A 24,491-nucleotide genomic window follows, 5' to 3' on the forward strand; every position below is an offset into this window, starting at 1 on the left:
TGTGAGAGTAGGTCATCGTCAAGATTCATTTCGCAAAACCCCTATCTGCGCATGCAGGTAGGGGTTTTGTCTTTGGGCGTCAAAATTTTTCCAAGCCTGCTTGTCGCTCAAAGAACCCCTCCCTGTTCGTCAGGAGCCCGCATTTTGATCGCCCGGCCATTCGAAGCCGTATCTCCAGCCTATGCCGCCCTCCATAAGATCACTAGAATAACCCCACGCACTTACTCAGAAGCGTCCTATGTCCAACCCCGTCGAGCCAGAAACGCTGGCTGATCTGCCACTCGAAGACCTGGTCGCATGCCATGAATGCGATCTACTCTTACGCAAACCTGCGATCCACCCCGGTGAAAAAGCGCTTTGCCCACGCTGCGGCTACGAGCTCTATGCGCACCGGCATAATGTGGTCAATCGCAGCCTGGCGTTGGTGCTGACGGCGCTCGCGCTGTTCATCCCAGCCAATTTCCTGCCGATCATGCAGTTGCATCTGCTAGGTCAGACATCGGACGACACCGTCTGGAGCGGCGTACTGGGGTTGTACGATTCGGGCATGCAGGGGGTGGCCATCGTGGTTTTCCTGTGCAGCATGGCGATACCGCTGGCAAAACTGATGTGTCAGCTGGTCGTTTTGCTGGCGATTCGGCTTAACACAGGGCGCAGGCTAGGCTTGTTGCTGTACAGGACCTATCACCACTTGCGTGACTGGGGCATGCTCGAGGTCTACTTCATGGGCGTGCTCGTGGCTATCGTCAAATTGGTGGACCTGGCAGAACTTACCGTAGGGGTTGGGCTGTTCTGCTTCATCAGCCTGCTGTTGATTCAGGTCTGGCTGGAGGTCGTCATGTCACCGCACCAAGTCTGGAGTGCGTTATCGGGGGAGGACCCGCATGCGGGCGATTGATGCAGGTATCGTTGTCTGCAACGAGTGTCATGAACTGAACAGGCAAGCCACAGGTGACGCATCCCAAACCTGCACGCGGTGCGGTGCCAGGGTGCATCCGCGTCGACCGAACAGCATCATGCGCACCTGGGCGCTGCTCATCGCTGCATCCATTCTTTATATTCCGGCCAACGTGCTGCCGATCATGACCGTCAGCTCATTCGGTCAAGGCACGCCCGACACCATCATGTCGGGCGTCGTTGCCCTGCTCAAGCACGGCATGGTACCGATTGCGGCCGTGGTATTTACGGCCAGTATCCTCGTGCCTACGTTCAAGCTGGTAGGGATCGGCCTGCTGTTGTATTCCGTGCAGCGCAGGCAGCCCCTGTCGGCGCGTCAACGGATCTGGATGTACCGTTTCATCGAATTCATAGGACGTTGGTCCATGCTCGACATATTCGTCATCGCCATTCTGGTGGCAGTGGTGAATTTCGGCAGGATAGCCAATGTCGAAGCCAATCTGGGCGCTGTCGCCTTCGCAACTGTGGTGATCCTGACAATGCTTGCTGCTTTGACTTTCGATCCCCGACTGATTTGGGATAACACGGAGTCGGATGACGACCATGAGTGACCTGCCAACGGCTAAAACCCGCCCTGCCTCCAACTGGTCGGCCATCTGGATCCTGCCCCTGATCGCGCTGATGATCGGAGGCTGGCTCGCATGGCAGGCCTACCGTGAGGCCGGCGTGCAGATCGAGGTGCGTTTCGAGTCGGGTGAAGGCATCGTCGCCAACAAGACTGAAGTCATCTACAAAGGCATGCCGGTCGGCAAGGTCAAGAGCCTGGTGCTGGATGCCGAGGGCGAGAATCAGGGTGTCATCGCTACCATCGAGATGAACCAGGCGGCCGAAGGGCATCTGAACAAGGGCACGCGTTTCTGGCTGGTCAAGCCGAGCGTCAGCCTGGCAGGCATTTCCGGCCTCGAGACGTTGGTGTCTGGTAACTACATTGCCGTCAGCCCTGGAGAAGGGGAGCCCACCAAGCGGTTCACCGCGCTCAAGGTGGCACCGCCCCTGTCGGATTCCGAGCCTGGTTTGCACCTTACCCTCAAGGCCGAGCGCCTGGGGTCGCTCAATAAAGACAGCCCGATCTTCTACAAGCAAATCCAGGTCGGCCGCGTGAAGAGTTACCGGCTTTCCGAAGACCAGAGCACGGTCGAGGTGAAGATTTTCATTGAGCCGGCCTATGCGAGTCTGGTGCGCAAGCACACGCGCTTCTGGAACGCCAGCGGCGTCAGCATCGATGCCTCGCTGTCGGGGGTCAAGGTGCGCAGCGAGTCGCTGTCGAGTATCGTCGCCGGCGGCATCGCCTTTGCCACGCCAGAGCACCGCAAGGACAGCCCGCCCACTGACCCAAGCCTGCCATTTCGCCTGTACGAGGACTTCGATGCAGCCCAGGCCGGTATTCGGGTAAAGGTGAAGCTGAGCGACTACGAGGGCTTGCAGGCAGGCCGTACGCCCGTCATGTACAAAGGTATCCAGGTGGGTTCTCTCAAGACCCTGAAAATGGAAGACAACCTTTCCAGCGCGACCGCCGAGCTGACGCTGGATCCATTGACTGAAGACTACCTGGTAGAGGGCGCCCAGTTCTGGGTGGTCAAGCCTTCCATTTCCCTGGCGGGTATCACGGGCTTGGAAGCGCTGGTCAAGGGTAACTACATTGCCATCCGCCCTGGTGAGAAAGGCGCTCGACCTGAACGCGAGTTCGAAGCGCGCGCCAAGGCGCCGCCGTTGGACCTGAAGGCGCCGGGCCTGCACATGGTGCTGTTCGCAGATACCCTGGGCTCCCTGGAAGTAGGTAGCCCCGTAACCTTCAAGCAGGTGAAGGTAGGTAGCGTGCAAAGCTATCAGTTCGCCCGTGACAGCAACCGCATTCTGATCGGTGTTCACATCGAGAAAGAATACGAAAAACTGGTAAACGGCTCGACACGGTTCTGGAACGCCAGTGGTATTACCCTCACCGGTGGCCTGTCCGGCATCAAGATCAAGAGTGAATCCCTGCAGACCTTGATGGCAGGCGGCATTGCCTTCGACACGCCACGGCCCAATGTGCCGCTAAAGCGCCATATCCCGCGTTTCCGTTTGCATGAGAGCCAGGAGGCAGCCAACCGCGCCGGTACCCTTATCACCATCCGTGTGGAACGTGCCGATGGGCTCAAGCCAGGCACCGCCATACGCTTCCGTGGGCTGGATGTGGGCAGTGTGGAAAGTGTGGACCTTACCAAGGACATGCAGGCAGTGCTGTTGAAGGCGCGTATTACCGAAGCGGCAGAGCGCATTGCCCGTGCCGGCACTCAGTTTTGGGTGGTCAAGCCATCCTTCGGCCTGGTGCGCACCGAAAACCTCGACACGCTGGTAGGCGGGCAGTACCTGGAGGTACAGCCTGCGGTCAAGGACAGGGGCCCTCAGCGTGACTTCATCGCACTGGCCGAAGCGCCCGAGGTTGCGGGGCCCGAAGTGGGTTTGCCAGTGACCCTCAGCGCACCTCGGCTAGGCTCCATCAAGCCCGGTGTGCCCGTGACATTCCGCGAGGTGGCGGTGGGCAAGGTGACCGATGTCGAGCTGGGGCAGAGTGCCGACAGGGTGTTGATCCACATTCTGATCGAGCCACGTTATGCCAGCCTGGTACGTAGCGGCAGCCGCTTCTGGAACAGCAGCGGCTTCGGCTTCGATTGGGGCTTGTTCAAGGGCGCCACCGTGCGCACGGAGTCGCTGGAAACACTGATCGATGGCGGTATCGCCTTCGCGACGCCCGAGGGTGAACGCATGGGCACCCCGGCTCGGCCAAGGCAAACCTTCCCGCTGTTCGAAAAAGCCGAAGACGATTGGCTGCAGTGGGCACCCAAGATCCAGATCGCCAAGTGATACAAGGGCAGGGCCGCCATGCGGCCCTGCCACTTTATAGAGCGTGGGTTGAGCCGCGAGCCTGGCAACTCACAAAACGCAGGCATAAAAAAACCGACCCTGAGGTCGGTTTTTTGACTAGCGCGTCGCTTAGGCAGCTGCAGCTTCTTTCAGCGCCTTGATGTGGCCATTCAGACGGCCTTTGTGACGAGCAGCCTTGTTCTTGTGGATGATACCTTTGTCGGCCATACGGTCGATTACAGGTACAGCCAGAACGTAAGCGGCTTGCGCTTTTTCGGCGTCTTTTGCGTCAATGGCTTTAACTACATTCTTGATGTAGGTGCGGACCATGGAACGCAGGCTGGCGTTGTGGCTGCGACGCTTCTCAGCCTGTTTTGCACGTTTCTTGGCGGAAGGTGAGTTGGCCACCGTCGAGCTCCTCGAAAGACTTTAGGTAAATAGCAAACAAAATAGGCCGCGAATCATGCCGATCAGTCGGGCGGATGTCAAGGCCACTTGCAAGGTTCCGCCGAGCGGTGCGCCAACAAGCGGGAAAGATTCCTTTCTGCTGCGCGACCTGTACACTCGGGAATTTTTGGCTCCCCTGCGAAGGCGCGGGAGTATCGCACATTCGGGCGCGCTCTGGCAGCGTCCTCTGTCATTGGCGTGAATCTTTTCGATGAACCTGCTCAAATCCCTGGCTGCGGTAAGCTCGATCACCATGATTTCGCGGGTGTTGGGCTTTGTCCGCGACACCATCCTGGCGCGTATTTTCGGCGCCGGCGTTGCCACCGATGCCTTTTTCATTGCATTCAAGCTACCCAACCTGCTGCGCCGCATCTTTGCCGAAGGGGCGTTCTCCCAGGCATTCGTGCCCATTCTTGCCGAATATAAAAGCCAGCAGGGCGAAGAGGCCACGCGTACTTTCGTGGCCTACGTCAGCGGCTTGCTGACGCTGGTGCTGGCCGTTGTGACGTGCATCGGCATACTGGCCGCACCCTGGGTGGTGTGGGCCACGGCGCCTGGTTTCGTCGACAACGCCGAGAAATACCAGCTCACCACCGATCTGCTGCGGGTCACCTTTCCTTATATATTGCTAATCTCGCTGTCATCGCTGGTGGGCGCCATCCTCAACACCTGGAACCGCTTCAGCGTGCCGGCCTTCACGCCGACCTTGCTCAACGTGGCGATGATCGTGTTCGCCGTATTGCTCACGCCGTATTTCAATCCGCCGATCATGGCGCTGGCCTGGGGGGTGCTGGCCGGTGGCCTGGCGCAACTGCTCTACCAGCTTCCGGCCCTGAAAAGGATCGGCATGCTGGTGTTGCCGCGGCTGAACCTGAAAGATGCCGGCGTGTGGCGGGTGCTCAAGCAGATGCTCCCTGCCATCCTCGGCGTCTCGGTGAGCCAGATATCGCTGATCATCAATACTATTTTCGCCTCGTTCCTGGTGGCAGGTTCCGTCTCCTGGATGTATTACGCAGACCGGCTCATGGAACTGCCGTCTGGTGTCCTGGGCGTCGCTTTGGGCACCATCTTGCTACCGACCTTGGCCAAGACTTACGCCAACAAGGACCGGGAAGAGTACTCGCGCATCCTCGACTGGGGCCTGCGCTTGTGCTTTTTGCTGGTGCTGCCGTGTACGCTGGGGCTGGCGATCCTTGCCGAGCCGCTGACCGTGGCCCTGTTCCAGTACGGCAAATTCAGCGCGACCGATGCGGCCATGACCCAGCAGGCGCTGATCGCCTATTCCGTTGGCCTGCTGGCAATCATCATGGTCAAGGTGCTGGCGCCGGGCTTCTATGCGCAGCAAAATATCCGCACGCCAGTGAAGATCGCCGTCTTCACCCTGGCCTGCACGCAACTGTTCAACCTTGTGCTCATCGGCCCGCTGGCGCATGCCGGACTGGCCCTGGCCATCAGCCTTGGCGCCTGCCTCAACGCCGGCTTGCTGTTCTGGAAACTGCGCACCCAGCAGCTGTTCCAGCCGCAACCGGGCTGGGCCGTGTTTCTGCTCAAGCTGGTGTTGGCGGCAGGCCTGATGTCCGGTGTCCTGTTGGCCGGCATGCACTACCTGCCGGCCTGGGTCGAGGGAAACATGCTTGAGCGACTGATGCGGTTGATGGCGCTGATCATGGCGGGCGTCGTCACCTACTTTGGTTGCCTGTACCTGTGCGGTTTCCGGCCTCGGCAGTTCGCCCGCAAAGCCTTGCACTGAGGCGGCGGGCGCGTCAGGCGTCGGTTTTTCGCAATCCACGCCACCCCAAGGCGCTGCTGCCTGTCACCGGCGCCCGGGTGTGGTTATAATCGGCCACTTTATGAGCAAGAAGCGCGTTATGCAGCTGGTTCGAGGTCTTCACAACCTGCGCCCCGAACACCGGGGGTGTGTCGCCACCATTGGCAACTTCGACGGGGTACATCGTGGCCACCAGGCAATCCTGGCGCGCCTGCGCGAGCGCGGCCAGGCCCTGGGCCTGCCGACCTGCGTGGTAATCTTCGAACCGCAGCCGCGTGAGTACTTCACGCCTGACACCGCGCCGGCCCGCCTGGCCCGGCTGCGCGACAAGATCGCGTTGCTGGCCGGGGAGGGCATCGACCGCGTGTTGTGCCTGGCCTTCAACCAGCGCCTGGGTGAGCTCGACGCCGACGACTTCGTCAGGACCATCCTGGTCGATGGCCTGGGCGTGCAGCATCTTGAAGTGGGTGACGACTTCCGCTTTGGCTGTGACCGTAAAGGCGATTTCGCCTTCCTGGTCCAGGCAGGCGCGCAGTATGGTTTTACCGTAGAAGCCGCCAACACCGTGATCCAGGACGGCCTGCGGGTCAGCAGCACCGAGGTGCGCAAGGCGCTGGCGCAAGGCAACTTCGAGCTGGCCGAGCACCTGCTGGGCCGCCCGTACAGCATCACCGGCCGCGTGTTGCATGGCCAGAAGCTGGCCCGCCAGCTCGGCACACCCACCGCCAACATCCAACTCAAGCGGCGTCGTGTACCGTTGGCCGGGGTCTACCTGGCCAGTATCGAGATCGATGGCAAGGCCTGGGCGGGTGTCGGCAACATTGGCGTGCGTCCTACCGTTGCCGGTGACGGACGCCCGCACCTGGAAATCCATCTTCTGGACTATGCCGGTGACCTTTATGGCCGCCGCCTGACGGTGGTGTTCCACCACAAGCTGCGTGAAGAGCAGCGATTCGCCTCCCTGGAGGCGCTGAAGTCGGCGATCGATGCGGATATCGCCGCCGCACGTGCACATTGGCACGCTCAACCGCTAACCAAGAGCCTGAAATGACCGACTACAAAGCCACGCTAAACCTTCCGGACACCGCCTTCCCCATGAAGGCCGGCCTGCCTCAGCGCGAACCGCAGATTCTGCAGCGCTGGGACAGCATTGGCCTGTACCAGAAGCTGCGCGAGATTGGCAAGGATCGTCCCAAGTTCGTCCTGCACGACGGCCCGCCCTATGCCAACGGCAAGATCCACATCGGTCATGCGCTGAACAAGATCCTCAAGGACATGATCGTCCGTTCCAAGACCCTGGCCGGCTTCGATGCGCCGTACGTGCCGGGCTGGGACTGCCATGGGCTGCCGATCGAACACAAGGTCGAAGTCACCCACGGCAAGCACCTGACCGCCGACCGTACCCGCGAGCTGTGCCGCGAGTACGCTGCCGAGCAGATCGAAGGGCAGAAGACCGAGTTCATTCGCCTGGGCGTGCTGGGCGATTGGGACAACCCCTACAAGACCATGAACTTCGCCAACGAGGCCGGTGAAATCCGCGCCCTGGCCGAGATGGTCAAGCAGGGCTACGTGTTCAAGGGCCTCAAGCCGGTGAACTGGTGCTTCGATTGCGGCTCGGCACTGGCCGAGGCCGAAGTCGAATACGCTGACAAGAAGTCGCAGACCATCGACGTGGCGTTCCCTGTCGCCGATGACGCCAAGCTGGCCGCAGCCTTCGGCCTGGCGGCACTCGAAAAGCCGGCCGCCATCGTGATCTGGACCACCACCCCGTGGACCATCCCTGCCAACCAGGCACTGAACGTTCACCCCGAATTCCAGTACGCCCTGGTCGACATCGGCGAGCGCCTGCTGGTCCTGGCCGAAGAGCTGGTCGAGTCCTGCCTCAAGCGCTATGAACTTGAGGGTTCGGTGATCGCCACCGCTCCAGGCTCGGCCCTTGAACTGGTCAACTTCCGTCACCCGTTCTACGACCGCCTCTCGCCGGTCTACCTGGCCGAGTACGTCGAACTGGGCGCAGGCACTGGCGTGGTGCATTCCGCGCCGGCCTACGGTGAAGACGACTTCGTGACCTGCAAGCGCTACGGCATGGTCAACGATGACATCCTCACGCCCGTACAGAGCAACGGGGTGTACGTCGAATCGCTGCCGTTCTTCGGCGGGCAGTTCATCTGGAAGGCCAACCCGGCCATCGTCGAGAAGCTGGGCGAAGTCGGTGCGCTGATGCACACTGAGACCATCAGCCACAGCTACATGCACTGCTGGCGTCACAAGTCGCCGCTGATCTACCGTGCCACCGCACAGTGGTTCGTGGGCATGGACAAACAGCCACGCGACGGTGAACCGCTGCGCGAGCGTGCCCTCAAGGCCATCGAGGACACCAAGTTCGTCCCGGCGTGGGGCCAGGCACGCCTGCACTCGATGATCGCCAACCGGCCTGACTGGTGCATCTCGCGCCAGCGCAACTGGGGCGTGCCTATCCCGTTCTTCCTGAACAAGCAGACGGGTGAGCTGCACCCACGCACCGTCGAGTTGATGGAAGAGGTTGCCAAGCGCGTCGAGCAACAGGGCATCGAGGCCTGGTTCAAGCTCGATGCCGCCGAGTTGCTGGGCGCCGAAGCCGAGCAGTACGACAAGATCGCCGACACCCTGGACGTATGGTTCGACTCCGGCACCACGCACTGGCATGTACTGCGCGGCTCCCACGACATCGGCCATGCCACCGGCCCCCGCGCCGATTTGTACCTGGAAGGTTCCGACCAACACCGCGGCTGGTTCCACTCGTCGCTGTTGACCGGCTGCGCCATCGACGGCCACGCGCCGTACCGCGAGCTGCTGACCCACGGCTTCACGGTGGACGAGAACGGCCGCAAGATGTCCAAGTCGCTGGGCAACACCATCGAGCCCGAGAAGGTCAACAACACCCTGGGTGCCGATATCCTGCGCCTGTGGGTAGCTGCCACCGACTACTCCGGCGAAATGGCAGTGTCCGAGCAGATCCTGCAGCGCAGCGCCGATGCCTACCGGCGTATTCGCAACACCGCACGCTTCCTGCTCTCCAACCTGACCGGCTTCGACCCGGCCCGCGACCTGCTGGCGCCGCAGGACATGCTGGCCCTGGACCGTTGGGCGGTGGACCGCACCCTGTTGCTGCAACGCGAGCTGGAAGAGCACTACGGCGAGTACCGCTTCTGGAACGTCTACTCCAAGGTGCACAACTTCTGTGTGCAGGAGCTGGGTGGTTTCTACCTCGACATCATCAAGGATCGCCAGTACACCACGGGTGCCAACAGCGTCGCCCGTCGCTCCTGCCAGACCGCGCTGTACCACATCAGCGAGGCGCTGGTGCGCTGGATCGCGCCGATCCTGGCCTTCACCGCCGACGAAATCTGGCAGTACTTGCCGGGTGAGCGTAACGAGTCGGTCATGCTCAATGGCTGGTATGAGGGCCTGAGCGAGCTGCCGGAAGGCACCGAACTCGATCGCGCCTATTGGGATCGGGTCATGGCGGTCAAGGCTTCGGTCAACAAGGAACTGGAAAACCAGCGGACCGCCAAGGTCATCGGCGGCAACCTGCAGGCCGAGGTCACCTTGTATGCGGACGAGGCCCTGAGCGCCGACCTGAACAAGCTGGGCGACGAGCTGCGCTTCGTGCTCATCACCTCGGCTGCCAGCGTTGTGCCGTTCGCGCAAGCGCCTGCCGAGGCGGTGGCGACCGAAGTGGAAGGCCTCAAGCTGAAAGTGGTCAAGTCCGGCTACACCAAGTGCGGCCGTTGCTGGCACTTCCGTGCAGACGTCGGCAGCCATCCGGAGCACCCGGAAATCTGCGGTCGCTGTGTGGAAAACCTGACCGGCTCCGGCGAGGTGCGCCACTATGCCTAACCTTGCAGCGGGGCGCTTCGGGCGCCTCGCATGGCTGTGGCTGAGCGTGCTGGTCCTGGTCGTCGACCAGGCCACCAAGCTGTACTTCAACAACGCCCTGACCATGTACCAGCAAATTGTCGTCATCCCCGACTACTTCAGCTGGACCCTGGCCTACAACACCGGCGCTGCGTTCAGTTTCCTGGCCGATGGCGCCGGCTGGCAGCGTTGGTTGTTCGCCCTGATCGCCGTGGTGGTCAGCGCAGTGCTGGTGGTGTGGCTCAAGCGCCTCGGTCGTCATGAAACCTGGCTGGCCGTAGCGCTGGCCCTGGTACTGGGCGGTGCCATCGGCAACCTCTACGATCGCATCGTGCTGGGCCATGTGGTCGATTTCATCCTGGTGCACTGGCAGAACCGCCACTACTTCCCGGCCTTCAACGTGGCTGACAGCGCCATCACCGTCGGCGCAATCATGTTGGCGCTGGATATGTTCAAGAGCAAGAAATCCGAGGAGCCGGTCCATGACTGACATTCGTATCGGCCAGAACACCGAAGTCACCCTGCATTTCGCCCTGCACCTGGAAAACGGTGACACGGTCGACAGCACGTTTGACAAGGCACCTGCCACCTTCAAGGTGGGCGACGGCAACCTGCTGCCGGGCTTCGAGGCCGCGCTATTCGGTTTCAAGGCTGGCGACAAGCGTACCGTGGAGGTTGCCCCGGAGAACGCCTTCGGCCAGCCCAACCCACAGAATGTGCAGGTTATGCCGAGGTCTCAGTTCGAAGGCATGGAGCTGTCCGATGGCTTGCTGATCATTTTCAAGGACGCCGCCAACGCCGAGCTGCCGGGCGTGGTGAAGGCCTTCGACGACGATCAGGTGACCATCGACTTCAATCACCCACTGGCTGGCAAGACCCTGACCTTCGAGGTGGAGATCCTCGAGGTGAAGGCCCTGTAGGCCTGGAGCCGATCATGCAAATCAAACTCGCCAACCCGCGCGGCTTCTGCGCGGGGGTCGACCGGGCAATCGAAATCGTCAACCGCGCGCTGGAAGTGTTCGGCCCGCCCATCTATGTGCGTCACGAAGTGGTGCACAACAAGTTCGTCGTCGAAGACCTGCGCAGCCGTGGCGCCATTTTCGTCGAGGAGCTCGATCAGGTACCGGACGATGTCATCGTCATCTTCAGCGCCCATGGGGTTTCCCAGGCCGTGCGCCAGGAAGCCGGTGGGCGCGGCCTGAAGGTGTTCGATGCCACCTGCCCGTTGGTTACCAAGGTGCACATCGAGGTGGCCAAGTACAGCCGCGATGGCCGTGAGTGCATCCTGATTGGCCATGCCGGGCACCCGGAAGTCGAAGGCACCATGGGGCAGTATGACGCCAGCAACGGCGGGGCCATCTACCTGGTAGAAGACGAGAACGATGTGGCCAATCTGCAGGTGAAAGACCCTGACCACTTGGCATTCGTGACGCAAACTACCCTGTCGATGGACGACACCAGCCGCGTGATCGACGCGCTGCGTGCGCGCTTTCCCAACATCGGCGGGCCTCGCAAGGACGACATCTGCTACGCCACGCAAAACCGCCAGGATGCCGTGAAGCAACTGGCCGACGAGTGTGATGTGGTCCTGGTGGTCGGCAGCCCCAACAGTTCCAACTCCAACCGCCTGCGTGAACTTGCCGAGCGCATGGGCACCCCGGCCCATCTGATCGACGGTGCTGAAGACCTGCAGCGGGCCTGGTTCGACCAGGTTGACCGCATCGGCATCACCGCAGGCGCGTCCGCGCCGGAAGTGCTGGTGCGCGGCGTCATCGAACAGCTCAAGGCATGGGGCGCTACGGGCGCCGAAGAGCTGGACGGGCGTGAAGAGAACGTCACCTTCTCGATGCCCAAAGAGCTGCGTGTGCGCTCATTGATCTGATCGCCTGCGCGGGCCTGAGCGTTTATCCATGAACGCTCAGGCCCCAGCACCTGTGCACCTTCGACTAGCGCGGATTTCATTCGATACCCGGACCCTGCCGCTGGACGCCATCACCACTTGATGCTGGCTGATGCCGGCTGAGCGCGTGCATACCTCGAAAGTCGCCGCCAGCCAGTTGCCGGCAGGGTTGACTGGCAGGCCCATGGCCGTGAACGTCATCGTCGTACCCAGGTTCGCGGCGATCTGCAGAGGCCGGCGCAGGCGTTGCTCACGCAGCACCCGCGAATCCTTCTCCAGCATCACTCGCCATCCGTTGCCCCACGCATCGTCGAGCGCCTGCACCCGCACATCCTCACCCAACAGCATGGCGTGCCCGCGTGCGCTACGCAGCGTTTGCGCCAAGTCCCGCGTGACGGCAGCACGGTGTAGGTCATCGCTGAGCTTGACGTAAGCAGGCGCCCCAAGCTGCGTCAGGACAGCGAGCACCGCCAGCGCCGACACCGTTTGTATCAGTGTTACTCCCTGTTGCTTCACCGTGCATTTCTCCTTGGACGTGCTTGGCTTTAGCCTCACGCACGCGGGGTCACCCTTCCAGTGGCAGGCGTACATCGACAACGCATGAAAAGTCGCAGGAGCTGCAGGGATGCAGGTAACGCAACGGGGCATGACGCTCTTGGAAACGCTGTTGGCCATGGTGGTGATTGCCGTTGGCATGTTTGCCGCAGCGGCGCTGCACATGCAGGCTTTGCAGGCCACGCATGACGCTCGGCAGCAGGTGCAGGGGGTGCTGGCATCTGCCAGTGCACATGAGCAGGCGCTGCCATGAGGCTTCGGCAAAACGGGGTCGGATTGCTCGAACTGCTGCTGGTGCTGGCACTCGGGTTGATGCTGTTGGCCGGCGCCAGCCAGTTGTTCACCTCTGCCCACCGGGCGTGGCAGTTGCAAGGGGCTGCGCTGCGCATGCAGGAAGATGCACGGCTGGCCCTGTTGCGCATGGCCCAGGACGTCCGCATGGCTGGCATGTTCGGCTGCCTGCGCTTAGAGCCCGCCGATCTGCCGGACAGCGACACCCTTGCCGCCTTTAGCCGACCACTGGCAGTCGAGGAATCAAGCCTTACGGTGGTAGTGGCCGACCTTCCGGGCCATTCGCTCAAGCCCCAATGGACCCTACTCACTGACTGCGTCGGATACGTCAAGGTACATCGTGGACATGTCCACGCCGCCGCGCCGCTGATGGCCATCCCCATCACCCGGCATCGTTACGCCGTCAGGGACGATACCCTGTACTTCACCCGTGGCAGCAGCACCCAGCCCCTGCTTGAGCATGTGCGCCGTCTGCACGTGGTGGCTGCGGACGATGGCCAGCGCATCGACCTGCACTTGAATCTGTTCGACCCTTTGTTGGCGCTGGAGCAGCAGTACGTTGTCAGCGTGGCCCGCCGCAACGGGGGCGAGCCATGACACGCGAGCGGGGGGTGGTGCTGCTGTTGGCGTTGGTGCTGAGCCTTTTGTTGGGGGTGCTGAGCACTTCGGCGCTACGTGCAGCCGCCGTTGAAACGCAAATGGTAGGCCTGTTCAAAGAAGGTCAGCTGGCCTTCGAGCAGGCCGAAGCCACATTGGCGGTTGGCAGGCAATCGATCGTGCAGGCGCCGCCACCGCCGTGTGAAGTGTGTCTACCGCCTGAGCAGCCTCATCGCCTGGCCGGGGCCTGGCAGACCGGGCCGGAAGGCTTTTTTCAGGTGCAGAACCTGGGTACTACGCAACGCGCCGTGGCTATCCCGATGGGGCGGCCAGTGACAGTTTTCCGGGTCACCGCGGTCAGCCAGCGAAGTCATCCGCGGCAGGCAGTGGAAGCGGTGTATGCCAACGATGGCGGTGAGCTTGTCCGCATGGCGTGGCGACAAAGATTCAGAGGAGACTGACATGCAGCAAGGCATTAGCCTGATCGAGCTGTTGATTGTGCTGGCCGTCACCGGCATTCTGGCAGCCATTGCCTACCCCCGTTACAACGACCACCTGCGGCAGGCAGCGCATCACGAGGTGGTCGCCCTGTTGCAAGATGCCGCATTGCGCCTGGAACGCCATCGCTTGCTTACTGGCCAGTATGCCGAAGGCGACCCGAGTCTGCCTTCGGGCAACCGCTACTACAGCCTGCAAGCGCTGCGCGAGGACCAGACCTTCACCCTGCGTGCCCGACGTTTGCCCACAGGGCTCATGGCCGAAGACCGCTGTGGCGATTTCGAGCTTGATCAAGCTGGGGTAGGGCGCAACCACGGCGCCAGCGACAGCGCGCGCTGCTGGGGAGGCTGAACGGTCACAGGTGCCCGGTGCATCGCGGTTTTTTACTTCAGGTGTTGAATCGACAGATGAGCAAGCAAGTAGTGGTGGTCGGTGGCGGGGTCATTGGCCTGCTGACGGCATTCAACCTGGCGGCGAGCGTTGACCAGGTGGTGATATGCGACCAGGGCGAGGTAGGTCGCGAGTCATCCTGGGCCGGGGGCGGTATCGTCTCACCCCTGTATCCGTGGCGCTACAGCCCGGCAGTGACCGCCCTGGCACATTGGTCGCAGGACTTTTATCCACAGCTGGGCGAGCGCTTGTTCGCCAGCACAGGCCTGGACCCTGAAGTGCATACCACCGGGCTCTACTGGCTCGACCTGGATGATCAAGCCCAGGCCTTGGCTTGGGCGGGCCGTGAGCAGCGCCCGCTGAGCGCCGTGGACATTTCGGCGGTGTACGAGGCAGTCCCTGTGCTGGGGCCAGGCTTTAAGCGGGCCCTCTACATGGAAGGCGTGGCCAATGTGCGCAACCCACGCCTGGTCAAATCGCTGAAGGCAGCGTTGCTGGCATTACCCAATGTGAGTGTGCGTGAGCACTGCCAGATCACGGGTTTTGTGCAGCAGGACGGTCGTATTGTTGGGGTGAGCACCGCCGAAGGCGAGCTGGCCGCCGACGAAGTCGTACTCAGTGCCGGCGCCTGGAGCGGCGAACTGCTACGCCACCTGGGCCTTGAGCTTCCGGTCGAGCCGGTGAAAGGGCAGATGATCCTGTTCAAATGCGCTGAGGATTTTCTGCCAAGCATGGTGCTTGCCAAAGGCCGTTATGCAATTCCGCGCCGGGATGGGCACATTCTGGTAGGCAGCACGCTGGAGCATGCCGGCTACGACAAGACCCCCACCGATCAGGCGCTGGCAAGCCTCAAGGCATCGGCGGTGGATCTGCTGCCCGGCCTGGATGGCGCGCCCGTGGTGGCCCACTGGGCCGGGCTACGGCCAGGTTCGCCTGAAGGCGTTCCGTTTATCGGGCCGGTGCCAGGTTTTGATGGGTTATGGCTGAACTGCGGCCATTACCGAAACGGGCTGGTGCTGGCGCCAGCCTCGTGCCAACTGCTGGCCGATTTGCTCAATGGCGCTGAGCCCATCATCGACCCGGCACCCTACGCCCCTGATGGGCGTCTTGGCTAACCGCCTGATCAACCCTGACGGCCAGGCCCCTGTTGCAAGTGCGCCTGGCTGCAATACCAGGTGTTGCCCTGCGCCAGTGCCTGGTCGGTGGGCAGGTGCACGCCGCAATGCGCGCAGCGAACCATTTTCAGAGGCGCATCGAGCTTGGCCTCTTGACGCGGTTGCTGGCTGAGTTTGAATTTGCGCCACAGCCAGAACGCGGCGGCGATCAGGACGATCCAGAAAAGTAGGCGAACCATGGTGTTCAGCTTGTCGAATGAAAGAGGATGACAGTCTAGGGCGCAGGCAATAAAAAAGGGAGGTCCAGGACCTCCCTTTCATGCAACGCCTGAATCAGTCGAACAGACCGAAGGTCATGTAGCTGAACCAGGAGCGGTTGCTGTCGGCTTCCTTGGGCCCTGGTGGCTCGATCGGGTCGCCGTTTTCGTCCTTGGGCAGCAGCTCCTTGGGCATTTCGTCACGCGCATCCTGGAACTGCTTGATCACGTCCTGGTTGGCGCGGGTCTGGCCCGGTGGCAGCGGGGTGTCGGTTTCGATCAGGCCCAGCGTAGCCTTGGACAGCCAGCCGCGACCGTCAGACTCGGTCTGCTTGGGCTGGAATTCGCCATCGGCCAGGCTCGGGTGGTCCGGGTAGTTGAGCTTCAGGGTCTCAAGGCTAGTGGCAGCCAGGTCGTCCAGGTGCATCTTCTGGTACGCCTCGACCATCACCGCCAGGCCGTCGCCAACCGAAGGCGTTTCCTGGAAGTTCTCGACCACGTAGCGGCCACGGTTGGCGGCAGCCACGTATGCCTGACGGCTGAGGTAGTAGTCGGCCACGTGGATTTCATAGGAGGCCAGCAGGTTGCGCAGGTAGATCATGCGCTGCTTGGCGTCCGGGGCGTAACGGCTGTTGGGGAAACGGCTGGTGAGCTGCGCGAACTCGTTGTACGAGTCGCGTGCCGCGCCCGGATCGCGTTTGGTCATGTCCAGCGGCAGGAAGCGCGCCAGCAGGCCACGGTCCTGGTCGAAGGAGGTCAGGCCCTTGAGGTAGTAGGCGTAGTCGACGTTCGGGTGCTGCGGGTGCAGGCGGATGAAGCGCTCGGCAGCCGACTTGGCAGCCTCCGGCTCCGAGTTCTTGTAGTTGGCGTAGATCAGCTCCAGCTGCGCCTGGTCGGCATAGCGGCCGAACGGGTAACGCGACTCCAGGGCCTTGAGCTTGTTCACGGCGCTGGTGTAGCTGGAATTGTCCAGGTCAGCCTGGGCCTGCTGATACAGCTCGGCCTCGCTGAGGTTCTCGTCGATGACTTCCTTATTAGAGGAACAGGCCGCGGTGAGCCCGAGGATGGCGATCAGCAGCAGGTGTTTCACTTGCATGGCGGCTTGCGTCCCTTTGACGGCCGCTGTCTTGGGCGGGGCCGTCCTGTTATGATGAGCGCCCCGGCCAACCCCGGGACAAAAGAAGCCGTATTTAACCACAAGCTCGCAGCTGAAACCAAAGGCTGTGCGCCCACTGAATCGAGCATGTCCGAGATCATTCAACTTAGCGCAGAGGTCCCGTCCGAACTGGGCGGTCAACGCCTCGACCAGGTCGCCGCCCAATTGTTCGACGAGTATTCGCGCTCGCGGCTGACGGCCTGGATCAAAGATGGCCGTCTGACGGTCGACGGTGCTGTCCTGCGCCCGCGTGACACCGTGCATGGCGGTGCCGTGCTGGCCCTGGAAGCCGAGCAGGAAGCCCAGGGCGAATGGGAGGCCGAGGACATTGCGCTGGACATCGTCTATGAAGACGACCAGATCCTGGTCATCAACAAGCCTGCGGGCCTGGTGGTGCACCCGGCTGCCGGCCATGCCAGCGGTACCTTGCTCAACGCCTTGCTGCATCACGTGCCCGACATCATCAACGTGCCACGTGCCGGCATCGTCCACCGCCTGGACAAGGACACCACCGGCCTGATGGTCGTGGCCAAGACCTTGCAGGCGCAAACCCACCTGGTGGACCAGTTGCAGAAGCGTTCGGTCAGCCGTATCTACGAATGCATCGTGGTGGGCGTGGTCACTGCTGGTGGCAAGATCGACGCCCCCATCGGTCGCCACGGCGGCATGCGCCAGCGCATGGCTGTCACAGACGGTGGCAAGCCAGCAGTCAGCCACTACCGTGTGCTCAAGCGTTTCCGGTCGCACACTCACGTGCGGGTCAAGCTCGAAACCGGCCGTACCCACCAGATTCGCGTGCACATGGCCCACGTCGGCTTCCCCCTGGTCGGTGACCAGACCTACGGCGGGCGCTTCCGCATCCCGCCTGCGGCAAGCCCGACCATGGTCGAAGCGGTCAAGACCTTCCCGCGTCAGGCCCTGCACGCACGCTTCCTGGCACTGGTGCACCCGGCGACGGGCGAGCGCATGGAATGGGAATCGCCACTGCCCGATGATTTCGTCTGGCTGCTGTCGCTGCTCAACCAGGATCGCGAGAGTTTCATCGGATGAGTGGCCTGACGCAGTCGCTGCTGACGCCGGACTGGCCTGCGCCAGCCTCGGTTCGCGCCTGCGTCACCACCCGCCAGGGCGGCGTCAGCCTGCCGCCTTTCGATACCTTCAACCTGGGTGACCATGTGGGGGACGACCCTGCGGCCGTTGCCCAGAACCGCCTGCGCCTGAGCGGCGAGTTCGACATCCAGCCCGCCTGGCTCAAGCAGGTGCACGGCTTGGCCGTCGCCGATGCGGACCCGTCCCGCGTGGTCGAAGCCGATGCCAGCTGGACCGACCGGCCAGGCATCGCCTGCACGGTGATGACCGCCGATTGCCTGCCTGTACTGTTTTGTGACCAGGCCGGTACGCAGGTGGCGGCAGCCCATGCGGGCTGGCGCGGGCTTGCCGGGGGCGTGCTGGAAGCCACCCTGGATCGCTTTGACGTACCACCGGCTCAGGTGCTGGTATGGCTGGGCCCGGCGATTGGGCCCCAGGCCTTCGAAGTGGGCCTGGAAGTGCGTGATGCCTTTACTGCGGTGCACCCGGAGGCCGCGCGGGCATTCGTCGACGGCAAACGCCCCGGCAAGCTGATGGCCGATATCTACGCCCTGGCCCGTATTCGCCTGGCAGCCCGTGGGGTCACGGCTGTTTACGGTGGCGGCTTGTGCACGGTGAGCGACGAGCGGTTCTTCTCCTACCGGCGTACCCCGCAAGGTGGGCGTTTCGCTTCCTTGGTGTGGCTGGCGCCGCGCTAGCAATGGGCTGCACCTGCCCTTACACCGGTGCAAATCCAACAGCTTGACTTCCGTCAACCCCGCTACGCTTGAATCTTCCAGAATCAGCCTTATCTATAAGACATCTCAGGCAGGTTTCTTCATAAACAGGCGCTGTCCATCGCTCCGACCTGCCCTTTACAGGAAGGTACATCATGCGAATAGACCGTTTGACCAGCAAGCTCCAGCTTGCAATATCCGATGCGCAATCCCTGGCCGTTGGCATGGATCACCCCGCCATCGAGCCTGTCCACTTGCTCCAGGCCTTGCTCGAACAGCAGGGTGGCTCTATCAAGCCACTGCTGATGCAGGTCGGCTTCGACATCAATAGCCTGCGTCAGGCGATGGTCAAGGAGCTTGACCAACTGCCGAAAATCCAGAACCCCACGGGCGATGTGAACATGTCGCAGGATCTGGCGCGCCTGCTCAACCAGGCAGACCGCCTGGCCCAGCAAAAGGGTGACCAGTTCATTTCCAGCGAGCTGGTCGTGCTGGCGGCCATGGACGAGAACAGCAAGCTGGGCAAGTTGCTGCTCAGCCAGGGCGTGAGCAAGAAAGCCTTGGAGAACGCCATCAACAACCTGCGCGGTGGTGCGGCCGTGAACGATGCCAACGCCGAGGAATCGCGTCAGGCACTGGACAAGTACACCGTCGACCTGACCAAGCGTGCCGAAGAAGGCAAGCTTGACCCTGTGATCGGCCGTGACGACGAAATCCGCCGCACCGTCCAGGTGTTGCAACGCCGTACCAAGAACAACCCCGTGCTGATCGGTGAGCCCGGCGTGGGCAAGACCGCCATTGCCGAAGGCCTCGCCCAGCGCATCATCAATGGTGAAGTGCCAGATGGCCTGAAAGGCAAGCGTTTGCTCGCCCTGGACATGGGGGCCCTGATTGCCGGCGCCAAGTACCGGGGTGAATTCGAAGAGCGCCTCAAAGGCCTGCTCAACGAACTGTCGAAGCAGGAAGGGCAGGTGATCCTGTTCATCGACGAACTGCACACCATGGTCGGCGCCGGTAAAGGCGAGGGTGCCATGGATGCGGGCAACATGCTCAAGCCGGCCCTGGCCCGTGGTGAACTGCATTGCGTAGGCGCCACTACCTTGAACGAGTACCGCCAGTTCATCGAGAAGGATGCGGCCCTGGAGCGTCGCTTCCAGAAGGTACTGGTGGAGGAGCCTAGCGAAGAGGACACCATCGCTATTCTGCGTGGCCTGAAAGAACGCTATGAAGTGCACCACAAGGTGGCCATCACCGACGGCGCCATCATCGCGGCGGCCAAGCTCAGCCACCGCTACATTACCGATCGCCAGTTGCCTGACAAGGCCATCGACCTGATCGACGAGGCAGCCAGCCGTATTCGGATGGAAATCGACTCCAAGCCTGAGGTCCTCGACCGTCTCGACCGCCGTCTGATCCAGCTTAAGGTCGAGTCCCAGGCGCTCAAGAAAGAAGAGGATGAGGCTGCCAAGAAACGCTTGGAGAAGTTGACCGAGGAAATCGAGCGCCTTGAGCGTGAATATTCCGACCTCGAAGAGATCTGGGCGTCGGAAAAAGCTGAAGTGCAGGGTTCGGCCCAGATTCAGCAAAAGATCGAGCAAGCGCGCCAGGAGCTCGAGGCCGCCCGCCGCAAAGGCGACCTGAGCCGCATGGCTGAGCTGCAGTACGGGGTAATCCCGGACCTGGAGCGCAGCCTGCAGATGGTCGACCAGCACGGCAAGACCGATAACCAATTGCTGCGCAACAAGGTGACCGAGGAAGAAATCGCCGAAGTGGTTTCCAAGTGGACGGGCATCCCTGTGTCCAAGATGCTGGAAGGCGAGCGCGAGAAGCTGCTGAAAATGGAAGCGCTGCTGCACCAGCGCGTGATTGGCCAGAGCGAGGCCGTTACCGCCGTGGCCAACGCGGTGCGCCGGTCCCGGGCAGGCTTGTCCGATCCTAACCGGCCCAGCGGCTCGTTCATGTTCCTCGGCCCGACCGGCGTGGGCAAGACCGAACTGTGCAAGGCGCTGGCCGAATTTCTGTTCGATACCGAGGAGGCCATGGTGCGTATCGACATGTCCGAGTTCATGGAGAAACACTCCGTGGCGCGGCTGATCGGTGCACCACCAGGCTATGTGGGGTACGAGGAGGGCGGTTACCTGACCGAGGCCGTGCGCCGCAAGCCGTACTCGGTGGTGCTGCTCGACGAGGTAGAAAAGGCTCACCCCGACGTGTTCAACGTGCTGTTGCAGGTACTGGAAGACGGACGCCTTACCGATAGCCACGGTCGAACCGTGGACTTCCGCAATACGGTCATCGTGATGACGTCCAACCTCGGCTCGGCACAGATCCAGGAGTTGGTGGGCGACCGCGAGGCACAGCGTGCTGCCGTGATGGATGCGGTGGGGGCGCACTTCCGTCCCGAATTCATCAACCGGATCGACGAAGTGGTGGTGTTCGAACCGCTGGGCCGCGAGCAGATCGCCGGCATTACCGAGATCCAGCTGGGACGGCTGCGCAGCCGCCTGATGGAGCGCGAGCTTTCGCTGAGCTTGAGCCCGCAGGCCCTGGACAAGCTGATCGCAGTGGGTTACGACCCGGTGTATGGCGCGCGGCCGCTCAAGCGTGCGATTCAGCGCTGGATCGAAAACCCGCTGGCGCAGTTGATCCTGTCGGGCAAGTTCGTGCCAGGTACGGCGATCACTGCCACGGTGGAAGGCGACGAGATCGTCTTTGCGTGACGTTAAGTTGTTAGGGCCGTCTCGCGGCCCATTGCGGCTGGTCCGGCGCCCCGGCAGTGTCGCTCCAAATCCTAATGTGCGGTCAGGGTAGGAGCGGCCTCGTGCCGCGATGGGCCGCAAAGCGGCCCCGACAACCCTTATGCTGTCATCGACGAGCCCAGCCAACCCCCGTAAATCCGGGCATTTGCGCTAATCCAAGATAACTTGCTGAAATTTTTGAAATTTATGCTTGCATGATCAATCGAGTGGCCCTAATATACGCCGCGTTGTCAGGCACTAAGCGAATCACCAGCAACACCGGTGACCGCAAAACAACTTAGAAATCAGTAAGTTGAATGAAAAAAAGTGGTTGACAAGCAAAACGAAGAATGTAGAATAGCCGGCCTCAGCAGCGATAACGCGAAAGCGGATAGCCAAAGAGACCGAAGTTAACACAAGCTTCGAAGATGTAAGGTTGTACCGAAGTTCAGTTCCGCGATAGCTCAGTCGGTAGAGCAAATGACTGTTAATCATTGGGTCCCTGGTTCGAGTCCAGGTCGCGGAGCCAATCTCGGGGTGTAGCGCAGTCCGGTAGCGCGCCTGCTTTGGGAGCAGGATGTCAGGAGTTCGAATCCCCTCACCCCGACCATTTTCCGGGTCGTTAGCTCAGTTGGTAGAGCAGTTGGCTTTTAACCAATTGGTCGTAGGTTCGAATCCTACACGACCCACCATGTAAGAAGGGCATCTCGAATGAGATGCCCTTTTTCTTTTGCCTCGGTTTTTCTAAGCCCTGTGTTTTCCCGCAAATCCGCTATTCTGGCCTGTGTCTTTCGCAGTCTGGGGACCTATTGGCATGGGAGCCAACACATCAAGTGTCGTGGTCGTGGGTGGAGGCATCATGGGTGCTTCCATTGCGTGGCACCTTGCAAGGCTCGGTGCTCGGGTCACTGTTCTGGAGCAAGGGTCTCGAGCCGCCAGTGGCGTTACCCGTTGGTCATATGGCTGGGTAGGCACTGCCAGCGCCAGTGCATCGGACAACCCGGCGGCATTTTCCTCCACATTGCAGGCCATCGCCGACTTCAACCGGCTGGCGCTTGACCTCGGGCCTTTGCCGATTGCCGCCCGTGGCGCCATGGTGTGGTTGGACAACGATGCGCAAACGGCCGCCCTCATTGACCAGCAACGTTCTGCCGGCGTAAACCTTCAACCACTGGACGCCCAGCAGATAAGCGCCCTTGAGCCGTGCATGATCACGCCACCCGCACTGGCCGCTTGGGCGCCGGACGATTTTGCCGTGGAACCTGTTGCCTTGGCGAAAATGCTGTTGAGCGGCGCCGAGCAAGCCGGGGCAGAGGTTCTATACGGCCGGCGGGTCGATGGCATAGAGACGCACAACGGACGCGTGACGGCCGCCAGGTGCGCAACGCAAACCTACGCCGCCGATACCGTGGTGCTGGCCAATGCCAGTGCCGCAATCGGCCTTGCAGCAGGTGTCGGTCTGCCCTTGCCCTTGCTTACCCGGCCTGCTGTGCTGATGCGCTTCGCGGCGCCAGCCGGTGTAGTGCGGCACCTGGTGTACGGTAATGGCTTGGAGTTACGCCCGGCATTGGAAGGGGGCGTGGCCTGCGCCGAAGAAGCGCCTGCCGAGGGTGAGGCAGGGTTGCCAGCCTTGGTCGAGCGCACCACAAAAGCCATCCGGCAGATGTTCATCGGCGCCACGGCGCTTTCGCTGCGCGCGGTCAGTATCGGGCACCGACCGATGACCCCGGAAGGCAAGCCTGTGATGGGTTACCTTCCTGGCGTCGAGGGGGTGTACGCCTTGGTGGCACATCCTGGAATCGTGCTTGCGCCCCACCTCGGCCGTCTGGCAGCCGAGGAAATCGTTCGAACGCGACGCTAGCCGGGCGCCTGCGAGAGCACCCGGCCAGCAGCCAGGTCAGTGCAACTTCAGCCGTGGTTCAGTGCCGCGACCAATCTTGCTGCCCAGCATCATCAGGGCCGTGCGGAAGAAACCGTACAACGCCATCTGGTGCATACGATACAGCGACACGTAGAACATCCTTGCCAGCCAGCCTTCGAGCTTCACACTGCCCATCAAGTTACCCATCAGGTTACCCACGGCCGAGAAGCGCGAGAGCGACACCAGCGAGCCATAATCCTTGTACTGGTAGGTCGGCAGCGGTTTGTTCTCAAGGCGCGCCTTGATGCTCTGCGCCAGCATCGACGCCTGCTGGTGGGCCGCCTGCGCCCGGGGCGGTACGTTGCGATCGCTGTCTGGCTGCGGGCAGGCGGCGCAGTCACCGAAGGCGAAAATATCGTCATCACGGGTGGTTTGCAGGGTGGGCCGTACGACCAGTTGGTTGATGCGGTTAGTCTCCAGGCCATCGATCTCCTTCAGGAAACCCGGCGCCCGGATGCCCGCTGCCCAGACCTTCAGGCTGGCCTGGATCACTTCGCCGTCCTTGGTCTTGAGACCTTCGGCCGTCACTTCGCTGACGGCCGCGTTGGTCATTACCTTCACCCCCAGCTTCTCAAGGGTCTGATGTACGGGCACGCTGATGCGCTCCGGCAATGCCGGCAGCACGCGCGGGCCTGCCTCGATCAAGGTGATGTGCATGTCTTTCGGTTGAATGCGGTCCAGGCCGTAGGCCGCCAGTTCATGGGCCGCGTGATGCAGCTCGGCAGCCAGCTCCACGCCCGTGGCACCTGCACCGACGATGGCTACGCTGATCTTTTCACTGGCCACATCGCCTGCATGGGCGCGCAGGTAATGGTTGAGCAGTTGCTGGTGGAAGCGCTCTGCCTGCTTGCGCGTGTCCAGGAACAGGCAATGCTGCGCCGCACCCAAGGTGCCGAAGTCGTTGGTATTCGAGCCCACGGCAATGACCAGGGTGTCGTAGGCAAGGGTACGCGCGGGCAGCAGCTCGCGGCCGTCTTCATCGAGCGTGGCAGCCAACTGGATCCGCTTGCTCTCACGCTCCAGGCCGCTCATGCGCCCCAGTTGGAAATTGAAGTGATTCCACTTGGCTTGCGCCACGTAGTTCAGTTCGTCTTCGGAGGAGTTCAAGGAGCCGGCGGCCACCTCGTGCAGCAGCGGTTTCCAGATATGGGTAAGGTTGGTGTCCACCAGGGTGATGTCAGCATGCTTGCGCTTGCCCAGGGTCTTGCCCAGGCGGGTCGCCAGTTCCAGGCCGCCGGCGCCGCCGCCGACAATCACGATGCGATGAGTCATGGGGATATCTCATAAGGTTTACGGAATTCTTGGCCCAACGGGCCTGCCGCACGAGGCATGAGGGGAGGGCGAGCGCAAGGCAG

23 protein-coding genes and 3 tRNA genes are annotated in these 24,491 nt (G+C 61.9%); 21 read left to right on the forward strand and 5 right to left on the reverse strand.

Going from position 1 to position 24,491, the window contains the following annotated elements:
* The first annotated feature begins 238 nt into the window (after positions 1–238).
* From FS767_RS18575 to FS767_RS18585, 3 genes are read left to right on the forward strand one after another with little or no spacing between them, the layout of a single operon-like run.
* Positions 239–898, forward strand: a complete 660-nt coding sequence (locus FS767_RS18575) for a paraquat-inducible protein A (RefSeq protein ID WP_144967327.1) — start codon at positions 239–241, stop codon at positions 896–898.
* A complete protein-coding gene (locus tag FS767_RS18580; protein ID WP_144967329.1) occupies positions 885–1,508 on the forward strand; it encodes a paraquat-inducible protein A in 624 nt (207 codons plus the stop codon). Before FS767_RS18575 ends, FS767_RS18580 begins: the two co-directional genes overlap by 14 nt.
* Positions 1,501–3,801: a PqiB family protein gene (locus FS767_RS18585; RefSeq protein WP_144967331.1), complete on the forward strand. Its 2,301-nt coding sequence runs from the start codon at positions 1,501–1,503 to the stop codon at positions 3,799–3,801. The genes FS767_RS18580 and FS767_RS18585 overlap by 8 nt, the downstream gene beginning before the upstream one ends.
* A gap of 129 nt (positions 3,802–3,930) precedes the next feature.
* On the opposite strand, the gene rpsT is transcribed toward FS767_RS18585, so the two are convergent.
* Positions 3,931–4,209, reverse strand: coding sequence for a 30S ribosomal protein S20 (gene rpsT, locus FS767_RS18590; RefSeq protein ID WP_023533220.1), 279 nt, complete (start codon positions 4,207–4,209; stop codon positions 3,931–3,933).
* Positions 4,210–4,459: 250 nt separating this feature from the next.
* On the opposite strand from rpsT, the gene murJ reads away from it, so the two are divergent.
* From murJ to ispH, 6 genes are all read left to right on the forward strand, one after another.
* Positions 4,460–5,998, forward strand: a complete 1,539-nt coding sequence (murJ, locus tag FS767_RS18595) for a murein biosynthesis integral membrane protein MurJ (RefSeq protein ID WP_144967333.1) — start codon at positions 4,460–4,462, stop codon at positions 5,996–5,998.
* Positions 5,999–6,116: 118 nt separating this feature from the next.
* A complete protein-coding gene (gene ribF, locus FS767_RS18600; protein ID WP_027915689.1) occupies positions 6,117–7,067 on the forward strand; it encodes a bifunctional riboflavin kinase/FAD synthetase in 951 nt (316 codons plus the stop codon).
* Positions 7,064–9,895 (forward strand): isoleucine--tRNA ligase, encoded by a 2,832-nt coding sequence (gene ileS, locus FS767_RS18605; RefSeq protein WP_144967335.1) that lies wholly within the window; start codon positions 7,064–7,066, stop codon positions 9,893–9,895. The genes ribF and ileS overlap by 4 nt, the downstream gene beginning before the upstream one ends.
* Positions 9,888–10,403, forward strand: coding sequence for a signal peptidase II (lspA, locus tag FS767_RS18610; protein ID WP_058603169.1), 516 nt, complete (start codon positions 9,888–9,890; stop codon positions 10,401–10,403). Before ileS ends, lspA begins: the two co-directional genes overlap by 8 nt.
* Positions 10,396–10,833: an FKBP-type peptidyl-prolyl cis-trans isomerase gene (gene fkpB, locus FS767_RS18615; RefSeq protein WP_058603168.1), complete on the forward strand. Its 438-nt coding sequence runs from the start codon at positions 10,396–10,398 to the stop codon at positions 10,831–10,833. The genes lspA and fkpB overlap by 8 nt, the downstream gene beginning before the upstream one ends.
* Before the next feature lie 14 nt (positions 10,834–10,847).
* Positions 10,848–11,795 (forward strand): 4-hydroxy-3-methylbut-2-enyl diphosphate reductase, encoded by a 948-nt coding sequence (gene ispH / locus FS767_RS18620; protein ID WP_144967337.1) that lies wholly within the window; start codon positions 10,848–10,850, stop codon positions 11,793–11,795.
* Positions 11,796–11,831: 36 nt separating this feature from the next.
* Here ispH and FS767_RS18625 read toward each other — a convergent pair whose 3' ends face one another.
* Positions 11,832–12,329: a GspH/FimT family pseudopilin gene (locus FS767_RS18625; RefSeq protein ID WP_144967339.1), complete on the reverse strand. Its 498-nt coding sequence runs from the start codon at positions 12,327–12,329 to the stop codon at positions 11,832–11,834.
* Positions 12,330–12,438: 109 nt separating this feature from the next.
* On the opposite strand from FS767_RS18625, the gene FS767_RS18630 reads away from it, so the two are divergent.
* From FS767_RS18630 to thiO, 5 genes are read left to right on the forward strand one after another with little or no spacing between them, the layout of a single operon-like run.
* On the forward strand, positions 12,439–12,621 hold the full coding sequence (locus FS767_RS18630; protein ID WP_144967341.1) for a prepilin-type N-terminal cleavage/methylation domain-containing protein: 183 nt from the start codon (positions 12,439–12,441) through the stop codon (positions 12,619–12,621).
* On the forward strand, positions 12,618–13,256 hold the full coding sequence (locus FS767_RS18635; protein ID WP_144967343.1) for a PilW family protein: 639 nt from the start codon (positions 12,618–12,620) through the stop codon (positions 13,254–13,256). Before FS767_RS18630 ends, FS767_RS18635 begins: the two co-directional genes overlap by 4 nt.
* Complete coding sequence (locus FS767_RS18640; RefSeq protein ID WP_144967345.1) at positions 13,253–13,717, forward strand: hypothetical protein; 465 nt, start codon at positions 13,253–13,255, stop codon at positions 13,715–13,717. Before FS767_RS18635 ends, FS767_RS18640 begins: the two co-directional genes overlap by 4 nt.
* Position 13,718: 1 nt before the next feature.
* Positions 13,719–14,105, forward strand: coding sequence for a type IV pilin protein (locus tag FS767_RS18645; RefSeq protein ID WP_144967347.1), 387 nt, complete (start codon positions 13,719–13,721; stop codon positions 14,103–14,105).
* A 56-nt stretch (positions 14,106–14,161) separates the two neighbouring features.
* A complete protein-coding gene (gene thiO / locus FS767_RS18650; protein WP_144967349.1) occupies positions 14,162–15,259 on the forward strand; it encodes a glycine oxidase ThiO in 1,098 nt (365 codons plus the stop codon).
* Between the two features lie 8 nt (positions 15,260–15,267).
* On the opposite strand, the gene FS767_RS18655 is transcribed toward thiO, so the two are convergent.
* Positions 15,268–15,498, reverse strand: a complete 231-nt coding sequence (locus FS767_RS18655; protein ID WP_023533255.1) for a PP0621 family protein — start codon at positions 15,496–15,498, stop codon at positions 15,268–15,270.
* Positions 15,499–15,592: 94 nt separating this feature from the next.
* Positions 15,593–16,612 (reverse strand): outer membrane protein assembly factor BamD, encoded by a 1,020-nt coding sequence (locus tag FS767_RS18660; RefSeq protein WP_058603159.1) that lies wholly within the window; start codon positions 16,610–16,612, stop codon positions 15,593–15,595.
* Between the two features lie 147 nt (positions 16,613–16,759).
* Between FS767_RS18660 and rluD the strand changes: the two genes are divergently transcribed.
* The 7 genes from rluD (at position 16,760) to FS767_RS18700 (ending at position 23,076) form a co-directional block, all read left to right on the forward strand.
* Positions 16,760–17,722 carry a 23S rRNA pseudouridine(1911/1915/1917) synthase RluD gene (rluD, locus tag FS767_RS18665; protein WP_023533229.1) on the forward strand — a complete coding sequence of 321 codons (963 nt, stop codon included), beginning with the start codon at positions 16,760–16,762 and terminating at the stop codon, positions 17,720–17,722.
* Positions 17,719–18,459, forward strand: coding sequence for a peptidoglycan editing factor PgeF (gene pgeF, locus FS767_RS18670; protein WP_144967351.1), 741 nt, complete (start codon positions 17,719–17,721; stop codon positions 18,457–18,459). Before rluD ends, pgeF begins: the two co-directional genes overlap by 4 nt.
* 173 nt (positions 18,460–18,632) lie before the next feature.
* Positions 18,633–21,197, forward strand: coding sequence for an ATP-dependent chaperone ClpB (gene clpB, locus FS767_RS18680; protein WP_023533276.1), 2,565 nt, complete (start codon positions 18,633–18,635; stop codon positions 21,195–21,197).
* Positions 21,198–21,668: 471 nt separating this feature from the next.
* A tRNA-Asn gene (locus tag FS767_RS18685) sits at positions 21,669–21,744 on the forward strand.
* A gap of 4 nt (positions 21,745–21,748) precedes the next feature.
* Positions 21,749–21,825: transfer RNA gene (locus FS767_RS18690), tRNA-Pro, on the forward strand.
* 6 nt (positions 21,826–21,831) lie between these two features.
* Positions 21,832–21,907 (forward strand) — tRNA-Lys (locus tag FS767_RS18695).
* 122 nt (positions 21,908–22,029) lie between these two features.
* Entirely contained in the window at positions 22,030–23,076 is a 1,047-nt protein-coding gene (locus FS767_RS18700) for an FAD-binding oxidoreductase (RefSeq protein WP_144967355.1), read from the forward strand.
* A gap of 36 nt (positions 23,077–23,112) precedes the next feature.
* On the opposite strand, the gene FS767_RS18705 is transcribed toward FS767_RS18700, so the two are convergent.
* Positions 23,113–24,408, reverse strand: coding sequence for an NAD(P)/FAD-dependent oxidoreductase (locus FS767_RS18705; RefSeq protein ID WP_144967357.1), 1,296 nt, complete (start codon positions 24,406–24,408; stop codon positions 23,113–23,115).
* Positions 24,409–24,491: the final 83 nt, after the last annotated feature.

The organism is Pseudomonas sp. DE0010, from assembly GCF_007680745.1.
GTDB lineage: Bacteria > Pseudomonadota > Gammaproteobacteria > Pseudomonadales > Pseudomonadaceae > Aquipseudomonas > Aquipseudomonas parafulva_B.